Annotated in this window: 17 protein-coding genes; 9 read left to right on the forward strand and 8 right to left on the reverse strand. The window is 70.1% G+C overall.

What is annotated here, in order from left to right:
- From ON29_RS04070 to ON29_RS04085, 4 genes are all read left to right on the forward strand, one after another.
- Positions 1-1,165 (forward strand): DNA repair helicase XPB (locus ON29_RS04070; protein ID WP_040864792.1); only part of this gene is annotated, 1,165 nt, incomplete at its 5' end.
- 41 nt (positions 1,166-1,206) lie between these two features.
- Positions 1,207-1,875: a DUF3239 domain-containing protein gene (locus ON29_RS04075; RefSeq protein WP_083863223.1), complete on the forward strand. Its 669-nt coding sequence runs from the start codon at positions 1,207-1,209 to the stop codon at positions 1,873-1,875.
- A gap of 53 nt (positions 1,876-1,928) precedes the next feature.
- Positions 1,929-2,567: a LysE family translocator gene (locus ON29_RS04080; protein ID WP_040864793.1), complete on the forward strand. Its 639-nt coding sequence runs from the start codon at positions 1,929-1,931 to the stop codon at positions 2,565-2,567.
- 73 nt (positions 2,568-2,640) lie between these two features.
- A complete protein-coding gene (locus ON29_RS04085) occupies positions 2,641-4,050 on the forward strand; it encodes a M1 family metallopeptidase (RefSeq protein ID WP_040864794.1) in 1,410 nt (469 codons plus the stop codon).
- A gap of 4 nt (positions 4,051-4,054) precedes the next feature.
- Here the strand turns inward: ON29_RS04085 and ON29_RS04090 are convergent, their stop codons facing one another.
- The gene (locus ON29_RS04090; RefSeq protein ID WP_040864795.1) at positions 4,055-4,882 is read right to left on the reverse strand and encodes a hypothetical protein; all 828 of its coding nucleotides are present in this window, start codon (positions 4,880-4,882) and stop codon (positions 4,055-4,057) included.
- A 294-nt stretch (positions 4,883-5,176) separates the two neighbouring features.
- Here ON29_RS04090 and ON29_RS04095 point away from each other — a divergent pair, with 294 nt between their 5' ends.
- On the forward strand, positions 5,177-5,701 hold the full coding sequence (locus ON29_RS04095; protein WP_040864796.1) for an LppU/SCO3897 family protein: 525 nt from the start codon (positions 5,177-5,179) through the stop codon (positions 5,699-5,701).
- 6 nt (positions 5,702-5,707) lie between these two features.
- On the opposite strand, the gene ON29_RS04100 is transcribed toward ON29_RS04095, so the two are convergent.
- Positions 5,708-8,002, reverse strand: a complete 2,295-nt coding sequence (locus ON29_RS04100; protein WP_040864797.1) for a helicase-associated domain-containing protein — start codon at positions 8,000-8,002, stop codon at positions 5,708-5,710.
- 95 nt (positions 8,003-8,097) lie between these two features.
- On the opposite strand from ON29_RS04100, the gene ON29_RS04105 reads away from it, so the two are divergent.
- Positions 8,098-8,286 (forward strand): hypothetical protein, encoded by a 189-nt coding sequence (locus tag ON29_RS04105; RefSeq protein ID WP_040864798.1) that lies wholly within the window; start codon positions 8,098-8,100, stop codon positions 8,284-8,286.
- 83 nt (positions 8,287-8,369) lie between these two features.
- Here ON29_RS04105 and ON29_RS04110 read toward each other — a convergent pair whose 3' ends face one another.
- Positions 8,370-8,999: a resuscitation-promoting factor Rpf1 domain-containing protein gene (locus ON29_RS04110; protein WP_040864799.1), complete on the reverse strand. Its 630-nt coding sequence runs from the start codon at positions 8,997-8,999 to the stop codon at positions 8,370-8,372.
- A 410-nt stretch (positions 9,000-9,409) separates the two neighbouring features.
- Positions 9,410-9,652: a hypothetical protein gene (locus ON29_RS04115; RefSeq protein ID WP_051174847.1), complete on the reverse strand. Its 243-nt coding sequence runs from the start codon at positions 9,650-9,652 to the stop codon at positions 9,410-9,412.
- A 184-nt stretch (positions 9,653-9,836) separates the two neighbouring features.
- Between ON29_RS04115 and ON29_RS04120 the strand changes: the two genes are divergently transcribed.
- Positions 9,837-10,256: a cold-shock protein gene (locus ON29_RS04120; protein ID WP_040864801.1), complete on the forward strand. Its 420-nt coding sequence runs from the start codon at positions 9,837-9,839 to the stop codon at positions 10,254-10,256.
- 71 nt (positions 10,257-10,327) lie between these two features.
- Here ON29_RS04120 and ON29_RS04125 read toward each other — a convergent pair whose 3' ends face one another.
- The gene (locus tag ON29_RS04125; protein ID WP_040864802.1) at positions 10,328-10,567 is read right to left on the reverse strand and encodes a hypothetical protein; all 240 of its coding nucleotides are present in this window, start codon (positions 10,565-10,567) and stop codon (positions 10,328-10,330) included.
- Between ON29_RS04125 and ON29_RS04130 the strand changes: the two genes are divergently transcribed.
- Entirely contained in the window at positions 10,568-10,912 is a 345-nt protein-coding gene (locus ON29_RS04130; RefSeq protein ID WP_040864803.1) for a hypothetical protein, read from the forward strand.
- A gap of 111 nt (positions 10,913-11,023) precedes the next feature.
- On the opposite strand, the gene ON29_RS04135 is transcribed toward ON29_RS04130, so the two are convergent.
- The 3 genes from ON29_RS04135 to ON29_RS04145 form a co-directional block, all read right to left on the reverse strand.
- Entirely contained in the window at positions 11,024-11,605 is a 582-nt protein-coding gene (locus tag ON29_RS04135) for a DUF2771 domain-containing protein (protein ID WP_040864804.1), read from the reverse strand.
- Positions 11,602-13,515, reverse strand: a complete 1,914-nt coding sequence (locus ON29_RS04140) for an MFS transporter (RefSeq protein ID WP_083863225.1) — start codon at positions 13,513-13,515, stop codon at positions 11,602-11,604. The genes ON29_RS04135 and ON29_RS04140 overlap by 4 nt, the downstream gene beginning before the upstream one ends.
- Before the next feature lie 93 nt (positions 13,516-13,608).
- Positions 13,609-14,382 carry a glutaminyl-peptide cyclotransferase gene (locus tag ON29_RS04145; protein WP_051174848.1) on the reverse strand — a complete coding sequence of 258 codons (774 nt, stop codon included), beginning with the start codon at positions 14,380-14,382 and terminating at the stop codon, positions 13,609-13,611.
- A 17-nt stretch (positions 14,383-14,399) separates the two neighbouring features.
- On the opposite strand from ON29_RS04145, the gene ON29_RS04150 reads away from it, so the two are divergent.
- Positions 14,400-15,080, forward strand: a 681-nt coding sequence (locus ON29_RS04150; protein ID WP_040864808.1) for a DUF3027 domain-containing protein, incomplete at its 3' end; no start/stop codon positions are given.

Genomic DNA, 15,080 nt, shown 5'->3' on the forward strand with positions numbered 1-15,080 from the left:
CGTCGACGGCGAGGCGCACGAGATCGAACTCGACTACGCCACCGACGGCTGGCATCTGCGCGACTACCAGCAGATGGCCGCCGACTCGTTCTGGGCGGGCGGCTCCGGGGTGGTGGTGCTGCCCTGTGGCGCGGGCAAGACGATGGTCGGCGCCGCGGCCATGGCCAAGGCGAAGGCGACCACGCTGATCCTGGTCACCAACACGGTGGCGGGCAGGCAGTGGCGGCGTGAGCTGCTCGCGCGCACTTCGCTCACCGAGGAGGAGATCGGCGAGTACTCCGGTGAGCGCAAGGAGATCCGCCCGGTCACCATCGCCACCTACCAGGTGATCACCCGCCGCACCAAAGGCGAGTACAAGCACCTGGAACTGTTCGACAGCCGCGACTGGGGCCTGGTCATCTACGACGAGGTGCACCTGCTGCCCGCGCCGGTCTTCCGGATGACCGCCGATCTCCAGTCCCGCCGCAGGCTCGGCCTGACCGCGACGCTGGTGCGCGAGGACGGCCGGGAGGGTGACGTGTTCTCGCTGATCGGCCCGAAGCGTTACGACGCGCCGTGGAAGGACATCGAGGCCCAAGGGTGGATCGCGCCCGCCGACTGCATCGAGGTCAGGGTCACGCTCACCGACGCCGAGCGGATGTCCTACGCGACCGCCGAGCCGGAGGAGCGTTACAAGCTGTGCTCCACCGCGCACACCAAGATCGCTGTGGTCGAATCCATCCTGGCCCAGCATCAGGACGCGCCGAGCCTGGTGATCGGCGCCTATCTGGACCAGTTGGACGAACTCGGCGTCGCGCTCGACGCCCCGGTGATCCAGGGTTCGACGAAGACCAAGGAGCGCGAGGAGCTCTTCGACGCGTTCCGGCGCGGCGAGATCCCGGTGCTCGTGGTGAGCAAGGTGGCGAACTTCTCCATCGATCTGCCGGAAGCATCCGTGGCCGTGCAGGTTTCGGGTACCTTCGGTTCGCGACAGGAGGAGGCGCAGCGTCTCGGTCGGCTGCTGCGCCCGAAACACGACGGAGGCCAGGCGCATTTCTATTCGGTCGTGGCGCGCGACACTCTCGACGCCGAATACGCCGCACATCGGCAGCGTTTTCTCGCCGAACAGGGGTATGCCTACCGCATCACGGATGCCGACGACTTGCTCGGCCCCGCCATCGGATAAGCGGAGGCGATTCCTCCGTAAACTGTGCTAGGAATGAGTGCGTGCGACGCTTCGAATTCGCGGTGGACCGCAGCCACGCTCACGCGGTGAACGAAGTCTTCGCCGACTTCCGCCGCCTGCGTATCCTGGCGATCGCCGCGGCGGTGGTCGCGGCGGCCGGTACGGCGTTCCTGATCTGGCTGAACCATCCCTGGGCGTATCTGCTCGCGGTCGCCTTCGCGCTCGGCGCGGTGACGGCGCTGTGGGTCGCCCTGTGGACGCCGTGGCATTCCAGCATCGACAAGCTTTACGCGGACGGCGAGTTGATCCCCGCGGTGATCTCCGAGGCCCGGCCCTCCGGCGTGGTGCTGCTCGCCTTGGTCGACGTGTCAACTCCGGACGCCAGCGACCCGCGTTTCGCCTTGGTGACCCGCAAGGTCCGGGCCCTCCCGGGCCACGAGGCCAAGGCGGGGGAGCGCGTGCCATCGGTCGCGGTGCGCACCGACCGGGCGCCGCGGCAGGTGGGCGAGCGCTGGCAGTCGGTGAGCGCCATGCCGATCGCCTGGGGCACCACCGACGACACCGTCATCGCCCGCGCCCGCGCCGCGATCAGCGAGGCCGAGTGGCGGCTGCTCACCGACAATCTCGCGCTCGCCGAGAAGGTGCGGCGCTCCGCGGCGAAACGCCTGCTGCTCGACCCGCACCAGCTACCGGGCGAACTCGGCTCCTGATCCGGCTGCGAAACGTACGCTTCCGCCGGTGCTCGGGCGCCTACACTCGAAACATGGTCCCAGCGTCCGATCTGCTGGCATTCGTCGCCGCCGCTTTCTTCATCATCGTCGTGCCGGGGCCCGGGGTCCTGTTCACCATCGGTCGCGCGCTCACGCTCGGGCGGCGCGCGGCGTTGCTCTCCGTGCTCGGGCACGCCGCGGGCGTCTACGTCGCCTTGGTCTTGGTCGCCATCGGACTGGGGACCTTGCTCTCGGCGTCGGCGTTGGCGCTCACCGTGGTCAAGTTCGCGGGCGCGTTGTATCTGATGTATTTGGGAATCCAGGCGATTCGGCAGCGCTCGGCGTTGCGCGCGGCGCTGGGTGCCCCGATCGAACCGGCGCCCCATGCGCGCGTGCTGCGCCAGAGCGCGATCGTCGGGCTCACGAACCCCAAGGCGATCGTCTTCTTCTCCGCGGTGCTGCCGCACTTCGCGGATCCGGCGGCGGGCTCGCTGTCGTGGCAGTTCCTGCTGCTCGGCACCGTCTTCCTGGCCATCGCACTGGTGTCCGACAGTGCCTGGGCGCTGCTGGCCGCCTCGGCGAGGGCCTGGTTCGCCAAGTCGCCGCGCAGGCTGGAGGCGGTCGGCGGCGCGGGCGGGGTGATGATCTTCGGTGTCGGCGCGTCGGTGGCGCTGACCGGAAGTGGCGACTGAAGCCGTTACCATCCAGCGAAGTCGGTGCGCCGGCACCGGCAAGAGGCGGGGTGGAGAGGGGTTGGTCGTTCGTATGAAGTTGTCCGGCCGGATGTGCGCCGCGCTCGCGTGCGTATTCGTCGCGGCGCCTGGGGTGCCCGCGCACGCGGACCCGCCCCCGGACCCGCTGGTCGGCGCGCCGGGCCTGGGCGATCCGTACTATCCGCTCGACGGCAACGGCGGCTACGACGTCCACCACTACGACGTCGGCATCGATTACGACCCGCCGAGCCGTGCACTGACCGGCACCGCCACCGTCACCGCGCTCGCCACCCAGGCCCTGCGCGTGTTCAACCTCGATTTCGCGGGGCCCGAAGTGCGCATGGTGTCGGTGAACGGGCAGCCCGCCGGTTTCGAGCGCAACGGCGAGCACGAGTTGACCGTGACGCCGCTGCTCCCGCTGCTGCCCGGCCTGCCGTTCACCGTCACCGTCGACTACGCGGGCCCCGCGGCGAACACCGAGGGCGAAGGGTGGACCTTCGCGCGCAGCGGCGGCGCGTTCGTCGCCGGGGAGCCGCATTCGGCGACCAGCTGGTATCCGCTCAACGACACCCCGTTGGACAAGGCCACCTTCACCCTGACCGCCACCGTTCCCGCGGAGTGGGAGGTGGTCTCCAACGGCGTGCGGACCGAGAACACGGTGCGCGGCGACAAGCGGACGGTGCGCTGGGTCAACGCCCAGCCGGTGCTCGGCTACCTGACCACCGTCGCGATCGACAAGTTCGACTACCTCGAGCAGCGCAGGGCCAACGGCACTCCGCTGGTCAGCGCGTTCGCGCCGAATACGCAGGATCGCCATCGTGAACTCGAGCTGCGCCTGCCGGAGATCCTCGACTTCTCCGAAAAGCTCTACGGGCCTTACCCGTTCGAAGCGGCGGGCGGCATCTACTTCGACGCCGACATCACCTTCTCGCTGGAGACCCAGACCCGCCCGCTCTACGCGCCGAGGACCGATCTGCAGACCGTCGTGCACGAGATCGCACACCAGTGGTGGGGCGACTGGGTGTCGGTGCGTCAGTGGTCGGACATCTGCCTGAACGAGTGCTTCGCCAGCTATACCGCCGACTACTTGTGGCCGGAGCGGGTGGAGGGCAAGAACGTCGACGACGACTACCGCGAGACCATCCGGAGATATCACGACAACGAGAGGTTCTGGAACATCCCGCTGGAGAACCCCGGCGCCGGACGGGAGTTCACCTCCGTCTACTACCGCGGCCCGCTGTTCCTGCACGCGCTGCGCAGGCAGATCGGCGACGAGGTGTTCTTCACCGCCGTCCGGGACTTCCTCGCCGCGCACGCCTACGGCAACGCCTCGATACCGGAGTTCCGCGCCTTCATGCAGTCCCGAGCGCCCATGGATCTGACCGGTTTCTTCCACGCGTGGCTGAACACCACCGTGCCGCCGCCGCAGGAATACTTGTTCCCGGGCGCCCTGCTCAGCTGATCCGTCAGTCCTCCGCGCGCTGCCGGGCCTTCGCGACCCTGCGTTCGGCCCGCTCCAACTGCCGTCGTGCGGCGTGGAGTTCGTCCTTGGCCGACCGCTCCGCCGACTTGCGGAACTGCCGCTGCTGTTCGGCGTGCTCGAGTTCGTCGCGCAACGCGGCGATGCGTTCTTCGACCGAGGACAGTTCACCGGCGGCGTCCGCGAGGGCGGAGCGGGCCGATTCCTCCGTGGCGCGGGCGGTTTCGAGCGCGTCCTGGGCTTCCGCCAGTTCACGGCGTGCGCTGCCGTCCTGTTTCCGCCGCGCTGCCGCTCGCCCCGGTCGGGCGGCCGGTTCCGGGACCGGGGCCGGATCGGGTCCGCTCGGCCCGAAGCCTTCGTAGCTCGCGGCCGTGACGAGCGTTCCCGCGCGCAGCCGCTCGGCCACCTCGGGCTCGGCGAGCGCCGCGGTCAACGTCTGGCCGACCTCCCGGACGACGCCCTCGCCGACCGGATGCCCTTGTCCGGCGGCGAGCGCGCCCGCCTTGTCGGCGAGGGCGTTGACCAGTTGCTGTCGCCGCGCGGTCAGGTCACGCAACTCGTCGGCCGAGAGGTTGCGCTGAGCGGCGGCCAGGGCGGCGCCGAGGCGCAGCAAGGCGGCTACGTCGTCCGGCGCCGCCCGGGACAGCAGGTTCGCCGTCCACGCGGTCAGGGTGGGTTTGCGCAGCTTGCCGATGGCGGCCGCGAGCCGCTTGTCGCCCGCCTGCTTCGCCGCGGCCGCCCGGTCGGTGCGCGCGGCGACGAACTGCGCGGGCGGCAGCCCGTACAGGTCGCGCGCGACGTCCTCGACCGTCATACTGCCCAAGCGTAACGACCCGGTCTCGGGCGACGACACACTCCGCATACCGGACAAGGGTCCAGTTGCATCGAATACGCGAAAGGCGTTGCTAGTGAATTACTCTGCGTTCCTGCTGCTCGGCCGTCTGCTTCCCAGCATCCTCGGATACGCGCTCATGGGGCTCTACGGCACGCACAGCATCTAGCGCGCTGCTCGCGGTCCCGCGGTGAGCTGATGCGGCCGTCCTGGTCGTACGGGTATTCTCACCGCGTTCACGAGCCCGTGAACGTGTTCGGTGAGAGAGGTTTTCAGGTGAAGTTTCCAGGAGCGAGGCTGCTGGCACGGGTCGTGCTCGCCCTCCTCGCGGTGGCCGCCGTGGTGGTCACGGTGACCGGCTGTTCGTTGATCGGCGACGCGAGCAAGTCGGACACCGCCAAGGCCGGGGTCGGTGACTGCATCAACGTCATCGAAGGCTCCGCGGTCGATTCCAAGACCGAGCCGGTCGACTGCTCGTCGGACAAGGCCGTCTACAAGGTGGCGCAGTCCTACGACAAGAAGACCGACTGCGCCGCCGACTACACCTCCTACGAGGAGACCCTGGGCGGCGGCACCACCGCGTTCCTGTGCCTGGCGCCGAACTTCAAGGAAGGCAGCTGCTACAACGAGAGCAGTACGACCGGCTACAAGCACGTCGACTGCGCGTCTTCGGACGCCACCTTCAAGGTGCTGAAGCGGATCGACGGCAAGGCCGACGAACTGCTCTGCGGCCAGGACGCCGACAGCTTCCGGCTCATCGAAACGGACCCCAAGGTCACCTTCTGCACGAGCAAGCCCTAGCACCGATCATTCGAGCAGGGCGACCGACGCGATCCGGTGCAGTGTGAAGTGCCGGACCGCGCCGGTGACCGGGTCCAGCGCGTCCAGCTGCCCGTTGCCCACCTTCAACGGTTCCACCACCCGCTGCGTGGCGACCCCCTGGGCGTCGACGTAGCCGATGTTCACCGACCGCCGCACCCGCGCCGCGAGCTGGAGCAGGGCGAGGGTGGCGGCGGTGTTGGTCCGCGTGCCGTCCGGGCGCACCGCGTGACTCGAGCGGGCGCTGGCGGCGCGTTCGCCCGCGCGCAGCTCGGTGACGAGCGATTCCAGCTGTTCGGTGCTGGGCGGAGTCGGCCGATACGGCTGCCGCGCGGCGGGCCGCACCGAGATCCGGGCGCCCCGCGGGCGCAGATCCACGATCGCACCCGCCGAGTCCTCACCCGCGGGCGCGAAACCCGCCGCGCGCAGCTGCTCGAGCAGTTCGCCCAGCGGGGCCTGGGCGATGGCGACGGTCGGCGCGATGGATCGCAGTGCCAGCGTGCGCGCCACCGGCGCGGACAGCACCTGGGCCAGCAGCGCCGGGTCGTCGCTGCGGATGAACGACTGCGCCATGCCGGCGCGCAACTGGCCGTGCCGCCGGGCCACGTCATCGATCAGATAGGTCAGTGCCTGCGGGATCGGTGTGCGGGAATGCTTGGCGAACAAGGCGTGCAGTTCGGCCGCCGTCAGCCCGGCGTCCAGGGCGCGCCGCACCGAGGACTCGCCGATCCGGTACACCGTCGCCGCGCCCGCGGATTCGACATCGGCGACCAGGGCGACGCGGTGGTGTAAATCGGTGGTCAGCGGCCCGGGCGCGATCACCGTCAGATCCGCCTGCACCAGCACGTGATCCACCGGCTCCGGCAGCGCCGCCTCCATCTCCGCCTCGGCGTCGGCCACGCTGGTCGGCGCCGCGTGCAGCAGCGCCCGCGCCGCCGAGCCGAGCGCGCCGCGCCCGACGAAGCCCAGCGCCGCCGCCTCGGCCAGGGTCTGCTCGACCACCTCCGGCCGGAAGTTCCTGCGCCTGCGTGGCTGTTGCCAGGCCAGCATCCGGCCGATGTCCGCGGGGGTCAGTGCCGTGCCGGACGGGTATTCCGCGAGCAGGGCGAGGATCGCGCGCCGGTCGCGCGGTGCGTTCGGGGTGCGCAGCTCGAGCGACAGCGCCGCGAGCGGCTTGTCGTTGGCGTCGCGCATGCCGATCATCCACGGCATCCGGTCCAGATCCAGCCAGGTCAGTCCCAGCGCGGCCCAGCGCCGCGCGGGCGGCGATTCCAGCCAGGCGTCCACCAGCGGCGTCGGCGCCCAGAAGTCGTCGGTCGTATCGAAGTCGGGTGGAGGGTCCGGCAAACCCTTCTCGATCAGTTTCGCGGCCGCCAGCAGTTCGACCAGCAAACCCGCCCTCTGCTCGTCGACACCGGCCTGCTTGGCGATGCGCCGCAGCTCCCGCACGCCCAGGCCGCCCGCGCGCAAGGCGGGAGCGGGAACTCGGCCGAGCACGTCGAGCACGGCGGCGCAGTGCCGGAGCAACTCGCCGACCTCGCCCGCCGCGACCGCGTTCACTTCGGCGGGCGTGTGTTTGGTGGTCTGCGGGCGCGGCGATGTCAGCGCGTGCGGGTGGGTGACCGGTTCCCGGCGCAGCACCTGGCCGACGGTGACCGGAAGTTCGACGGTCTCGTCATCGATCCAGTGCAGCAGCCTGCGCGCCAGCAGCCGCTGGATCGGCCGGTCGGCCGGAGTGCCCGGTGCGGCGTCCCTGGTGCGGCCGCGCGGCCCCGTCGCGGCCAGTTTGTCCAGCAGCGCCCGCTCGGCGGGTGCGAGTTCGGCAAGCGCCGCCACCACCTCGGGTTCGGTGAGGGCGTCGGGGATCTCGGTCGCGGTGCCGATCGGCCACGGCAACGCCTCGGCGGCGGCCGGGATCAGATGAAGCCCCTGCTCGGCGTCGAGCCAGACCAGCGCGCGAGCGGTCAGCCGCGCCAGCGCTTCGTCGATCGCGGCGGCCGATACCCGTTCGCTCAATTGCACATGCAGTTGGGCGCGCTGGAGCGGACCGCTGCCGGGATGCGTGGTGCCGTGTACGGCAAGGGTTTCCACGAGGGCGAATTCGAGGGTGTTCAAGTCCTCCGTGGCGCGCAGCACCGACGCGCGCTGTTCGGTGCGGGCGGCGAGCACGGCCATGGAGGAAGGCAGCGGCACGGCCAGGTCGGGCCGAAGCTGCAACAGCGTCACGAGCTGGGCATCACTGCGGGCACCGAGCCATCCGGCAAGGGAGTCGGTCGCGGTCATCCGATCCAGCCTACGATGCTGGGCGATCGCCCGCCGGGGTCAGGCGGTGTGGGCCGCGGCGCATCCGCGCGGAGCGGTCGTGCCAAAATGGGTCCGTGGTGAACAAATCGAAGAAATCCTATGTCGACAACGGCTGGCCGAAGGTCGCCGACGGTGACCCCGCGGTCACCGAGCTCTCTTCGGCCCGCTCCGGTGGCCTCTCGCCCTACGGTGAGGACACCGAGTTCCCGGTCCCCGCTGAGCAGTTGCCCTACATGCACCCGAACACGGTGATCAACCGCTGAGCGCGCGACCGGAACGTTCTCGGCTACGAAGAAGGGCCCCGCATCCTTGATGATGCGGGGCCCTTCTTGACGATGTGTGGCGATCAGGAGGGCAGCAGGCCCTTGTTCGCCTCGTAGAAGTTCACGATCGCGGGGTCGAGGGTGGCTCCGCTGGACTTGGCTGCGTTGAAGAAGTCGAGAGCTTCCTTGGGCACCTGGACGCCCTGGCTCTGCACCACCTCGAGGGCCCGGTCGACGGCCGAGAAGATCTGCTGCGAGCTGTCCGCCGGCGCGGCCGGTGCGGCCTGCGGCGCGGGGTTCCAGCGCGGGGTCTCGGCGAGGGCGGGCGCGGAGCGCTGGGAGGGTGCGCTGCTCAGGCCCAGCTTGGACGAGCAGGAGGGCCAAGCGCCCCAGCCCTGCGAGGCGAGCACCTTCTCGGCGACCGCGATCTGCTGCTCGCGGCTGGCCTGGTTGGCCGAGGCGGCGTACTCCTGGCCGCCGTGGGCGCGCCAGGTGCTGGGCGAGAACTGCAGCCCGCCCTGGAAACCGTTGCCCGTGTTGATGCCCCAGTTGCCGCCGGCCTCGCACTGAGCGAGTCGATCCCAGTCGGAGTCGGGTGCCGCGCTGGCGTTGCCTGCGAGAGCCACACCGGCGGTGCCGATGATGGCGCCGGTGACGGCAACCTTGGCTACCGTGCGGCCGGTCGAGCTTGGCTTGCGATGGCGTCCACTCATATCGGGTTCGTCTTCCTCTCGACGCACCTGCGACGTCTTCGGTTCTGGTTCGGACTGAGAGGTCGTCCGTTCCGCCCTCGCCCCTACGTTTCCGTCGGGGGTTCCGGTACCCGCGGGGCGAGGCTCGGTGCGGCGGGCCGGTGGTCGCCGGGGTGTCCCGGCTGGATAAGACCGTACGACGAACCGCGGGAAAAATCACTATTTGGTAACCGGCGTGTACCAACGGGTCTCGACGCGGTATCGGATGGGTACGGCGCCTTCGCGCAGCTAGGAGCGGGCGCGGCCGCAGGCGGCGCGCGTCGCCACCGGCCCGTGACCTACTCGTAATGTGACGAGGATCACATGTCGGAATGGGTAACGATCGCATCGGGTAACCGGTTTACGCCGGATCGGAGGCATGTTCTCCGGTTCTACCGGGACCTGCGCCCCGAGCGCAGCGCGAATACGAGCGCGAGCACGAACCCCAGCGGCGCGAGCATCGCCCCGAAGTAGAGCCACAGCCCGGGCTCGCCGTCGGTCAGCAACGGGATCGCGAAGATGACGACGATCGCCAGCAATCCCAGCGCGAACAGGGCGAGCGCGAATTGCAGCAACCAGTCGCCGCGCCGCCGAGGGGCGCCACCGGGCGGGGTCGGAGTGGATGGGTTCGTCACGGCTCGACGGTAAAACTGATGTGCTTGCGTTATTCGCACCGGGGTAGACTCGATGGCAATCGCGTCCTGCAATCGTGCTGGGCGCGTTCTTTTCGCACAGGAGGGCCGGTCGCGGGATCGGCCCGGTAGACAAATGTGCTCGGGCCGTAGGGGTCCGAGTTTCGATGACGAACGGGTGAGCGCAGTGCCGACCGGCAGGGTGAAGTGGTACGACGTCGAAAAGGGCTTCGGCTTCCTTTCCCAGGACGAGGGTGAGGACGTCTACGTCCGCTCGTCCGCGCTGCCCCAGGGTGTCGAGGGCCTCAAGCCCGGCCAGCGCGTCGAGTTCGGCATGGCCGCGGGCCGCCGCGGCCCCCAGGCGCTGAGCCTCAAGCTGCTCGAGGCGCCGCCGTCGGTCCGGCAGGGCCAGGAACGCAACGCGCGCAAGGAGCCTGCCGCGCGCAATCACACGCCGGACGAGTTGCACGGCATGGTCGAGGACATGATCACCTTGCTCGAGGCGAAGGTGCAGCCGGACCTGCGCAAGGGCAAGTACCCGGATCGTAAGACGGCGCAACGCATCTCGGAGGTCGTCCGCGCGGTGGCGCGCGAACTGGACCGGTAGTCCGCGCCGCCGCGCGACGCGCTTTGTCCGGCTCGACGCGAGCCGACCGGACGCGGACGCGCAGCGGCGGATCACCTACCGCGCAGTTCCCGGGCGACGACGGTGTCGACGAGATCGTCCCTCTGCTCGACCAATTCGGCCGCGCCGCCGTTGTGGGCGAGGTTGCGCACCTCGAGCGGGTCTTCCTGACGGTCGTGGAGTTCGTTGTCGAATTCGCCGCGTGGTCCGGCGATCCCCTGCGGGGTCGAGTACCGGGCGAAGCTGTAGCGGGGTGTGATCGCGCCCCGCAGGCAGTATTCGACGCCTGCCACTTGACCTGGCAGCAGGTCGTCAGCCGGTTCGTGACGAGGCTGGACTCCTCTCCGCTGGTGTATCGAGTCCTCGCGGGCCACGAACCCGGGTTGCTCGTCCGGCTGGTCGACGGCGTTGTGCCGCATCGCATCCGGCAAGTGCTGGAGGCAGCGCTGCGCGCCGGTGAGCAGTCCGGGGACATCGCCGCGGATCTCGACCCGCGCGACACCGCGATCGCGCTGGAGGCCATCTTCACCGCGGTCATCATCACCGTGGTGCGAGTCGGCGGCAGCGGTTCCTCCGAGTGCATCGATGCCGTCGCGCGCTTGGTGCGCACCGCGCTCACGGGGAAGCGTCCGACATGAGGGTATTGCGGCCACCCACCTGAAGGGGGCACGCGCTACGCCACGGGTGAACCGGCCGTCGGTGTCGCAATGGCGGTGGCCGATCGTCGAAATCGGCGCTTGGCAGCGCCGCTACGCCGTGCTGATCGACCAGGTGGCGTGTGGCACGTAGAACTCCCGGCCGGTTTCGTCGCGGGCGAGGATCGGCAGCTGGAATTCGACGCCGATGAGCCGCAGATCGGGTTCCGGCTTGGAATCGATGGTCAGGGCCAGTGCGCGATCGGGGTAGTCGTTGCGGCTGATCACCTGGTCCACCTTCTCACCGTTGGGCAGGAGATAGACCAGCTGGGCGAGCCAGGGCGCGTCGGCGACCTTCTTCGGGAGCGACAACTGCAACGGGTAACCGGCGGGCACTTCCAGCTCGGCGGTGCGGCCGCGGTGGCAGTCCGGCGTATCGGGGGCGCAGTTCAGCGTCGTGAACACCGTGCCGGGCACGTTGTCCTCGGGCAGGATGCGGCAGTCCCGCATGGTCACCGCGCAGTAGCTGAACGGCCGCACGGTGACCGTCTTGCCGTGCGCGTAGGCGGTGAGGGTGACGTCGGGTTCGTCGGCGTTGCGGACCAGCACCGCCAGGACGCCCGCGAAGGCGACGGTGAGCACGAGCAGGGCGGCCGCGGCCAGCGCGGCGATCGTGCGTGCGTTGAGCTTGCTCACCAGATCGGGTCTCCTTGCCCTCGTTGAAAGCGTGTCGTGTCGCCGCCGCGCGGAGCGGGACCCTGCGCGCGAGGTGCGCTCGCCGGGTATCCGTGCGGCCGGGACGGCACCTCTTGCTCCACGTGCTGGGGACGGTTGCCGCCGAGGCCGGGCAGCAGCGAGTGGCCGCGGAAGCTGAGGAAAGTCTGCACCAAGCCCAGCACGAGTATCGCGGTGACCACCGCGAAGCCCTTCCAGTACTCCGTCGGCAGCAGCACCCCGGCCGCGCCGCCGATGACCCAGCTCAGCTGTAGCACGGTCTCCGACCGCCCGAAACCCGAGGCGATCGACTCCGGCGGCAGATCGTCCTGGATGGAGGCGTCCAGCGACACCTTGGCCAGCGCGCTCGTCGCGGACGCCACCAGGGCGGCGGCCGTCGCGCCGAGCAGATTGTTCGTGAACGTCGCGAACAGCGCCACCAGCGCGCACGCCGCCGTGCAGCCGAGCACGATCAGCGCGGGTCTGCCGAGTTTGAGCCGGGCGCCCGTGGCATTGCCCGTGAAATTGCCGATGGCCGCGGCCGCGCCGACCGTCCCGAGCATGAGGGCCTGCTGCACCGGCCGGTGCTCAGTCGCCTTGGCGACGAACGCGACGTAGAAGGTGAGGAACCCGGTCAGCACGCGGATGGCGCCGTTGCCCCAGAGCCCGGTCACCACGGAGCGGCCGAGCGGCTGCCTGCGTTTGCGTGGCGGAACCGGCGACTCGTTGCCGGAGGAGAGCACCTCGGTGTGCGCGTCGGCGCCGTGATAGCTCAACGTCGCGGGCACCTCGCCCTCGGTGACCTCGACCCAGGACGGGATGCGCAGGCTCAGATACGTTCCCGCGCACGCGATCAGCGCGGCGAAGACCAGGGCGCCGTTCGAGCCCGCGATCGCCGCGGTCAGCCCCGCCAGCGCTCCGGCGCCCAAGGTGCCGCCGACCAGCCCGAACACCGTGAGACGGGAGTTGGTGCGGACCAGATCGATGTCCGGCGGCAGGACCCGGGGCGTCACCGCGCTCTTGAGCACGGAGAACGATTTGCTGCCGATCATCATGCACAGCGCGAGCGGATACAGCGCCCAGCTGTCGAACTGGAAGATCAGCACCACCGCGACCACCGTGCGCACCGCGAACGAACTTGCCAGCGCCAGGCGGCGACCGCGTTGCAGCCGATCGAGCATCGGGCCGATCAGCGGGGCGATCACCGCGAACGGCGCGATGGTGATCAGCAGGTACAGCGCGACCTTCGTCTTGCTCTCCGCGGTGGCGCTGGCGAAGAACAAGGTGTTGGCCAGCGCCACGGCGATGGCGGCGTCCAGGGCGAAGTTCGCCATGGTCGCGTAGGTGAGCGCCGTCAGACCCGACTTGTCCGCGCCGTCGGCCTTGGCCGCGCGCTGGAAGGTCGCGATGCCCTTCTCGGTGAGTTCCCTGCCGCGCATGGCGGCCACCCGGGTGACCGTGAGTTTGCGCGGCATTCGTCGCGTCTCGGAGGGAGCCGGGCTTTCGGGGGGCTCGACCGGATCCTGGCCTGCGGTCGGGGGGTAGTCGGGTTCGGCCGGGCCCGGTGGTTCGGTGTGCTGATGCCGCTCGGGCCGACGCGGGAAGACGCGGCGGGGCGCGCGCTCGGAGGCCGTCGGTTGCTCGGGGTCACTCCCGAGCGGGAGGGGTTTGGTGCGCGGCGGTTGCGCGGGGCGGGGCGCCTCACGGCGCGGATTCGGCTGGTCGTGCCGCCCGGAGGCCCGTCCGGGCCGCAGCGGCGGCAGCGGCCCGCGCCGTCGCGGCGGGTCGGGCGGCGGGTACCGGTCGAAACCGGGATGCCGATCGAACAGCGGGGACTCCTCGCCTTCCCACCGATCACGGTCGGGACCGGAAGGTTCGCGGGGAGTAGTCACGACTCCAATTCTGGCGTACTTCCGTGCTGGGCGTTCACGCGCGCTCCGAGGCGGCGGCGGAAAGTGACCATCGTCGCGGACGCGCGAACGCGATCAGGCGGGTGCGAAGCGGACCTCGAACATGGTCGGCCAGTTCTTGCCCGTGATCAGGAACCGGTCGGTGCCGGGCAATTGGGCGATGCCGTTGAGGGCGTCGGCTCGGGCCCGCTCGGTCGCGGGAAGTAGCCCGGCAGCGTCGGCGGTCCCGAGCACCGCGCCGGAGTCCGGATCGATGCGCAGAATCGTGTCGGTGGGCCAGTCGTTGGCATAAACCGACCCGTCCGCCGCGCACTCGAGTTCGTTGAGGCGCGCGCCGTTGTGGCTGGTCAGTTCGATGGAGCCGATCGGTGCGAAGGTTTCCGGATCACGGAAGGCGAGCCGGTCGGTGCCGTCGCTCATGATCAGCCGTCCGGCCCCGGCGCATAGGCCCCAGCCCTCGCCGCCGTAGCTCGCCCGGCCGCGCTCGGCGAGCGTGGCGGGGTCCCGGGCGATGGCCACGCCGTCATGCCAGGTGAGCTGCCAGAGTGTCGTGCCGTCGAGGGTGATGCCCTCGCCGAAGTACGGGGCGGGCAACTCGGTCCTCGCCAGTTCCGCCCCGGTCGCCAGCCGGGACGCGCGCACGCTCGACGAGCCCACCAGGCCGGTGCCCTCGTAGAGGATGTCGCCATCGATCTCCAGGCCTTGGGTGAACGCCTTCGGATCGTGCGGCCGGGTGCCGAGCACCTCGATGTTCATCCTGGGTGTCGACTCGTCCGCGGGGCCGCATCCAGCCGCGACCAGCAGACCGACCAGCACACCCATGGCCAACGCACGCCGATTGCGCTTCATACGGCAAAATGTAGGCCGTGAGCGCAGTTTCTGTTTCGGAGTCCGGCGTGCGGCCGATTCTTGCCGATGCCGTCGACTTGGCCCGCCGTGCGCTCCTGGAGTTGGAGCCATCGGGTGTGGGTGCGCATCTCGGCGTGATCGCCGAGGACGAGAGCGCGGCGACCCACCGTTTCGCGGCCACGCTGCCCGGCTATCGCGGGTGGCAGTGGGCGGTGGTGGTGGCCGCCCCGCCCGGCGCGAGCCACGCGACGGTCAGCGAGTCGGCGCTGCTGCCCGGGCCCGAAGCCTTGGTCGCGCCCGAGTTCGTGCCCTGGGAGCAGCGAGTTCGCCCCGGGGACCTCGCGCCGGGCGACCTGCTCGCCCCGCCAGCGGGCGATCCGCGCCTGGTGCCGGGCTATGTCGCGACCGGCGATCCGGTGGTCGACGAAGTGGCCTATGAAATCGGTCTCGGCCGCACCAAGGTGCTGAGCAGGGAGGGACGCGAAGAGGCCGCCGAGCGCTGGTACGCCGAGCACGGTCCCGACACGGAGATGGCCAAGGCCGCGCCCGCCACCTGCGGGAGCTGCGGCTTCTACCTGCCACTGGCCGGGGCGCTGCGCGCCGCGTTCGGTGTCTGCGGCAACGTCATGGGCGCGGACGGCCAGGTCGTCCACGTGGCCTACGGCTGCGGCGCGCACTCGGATACCGAGATCCCCACC

The organism is Nocardia exalbida NBRC 100660, from assembly GCF_000308575.1.
Classification (GTDB): Bacteria; Actinomycetota; Actinomycetes; order Mycobacteriales; family Mycobacteriaceae; genus Nocardia; species Nocardia exalbida.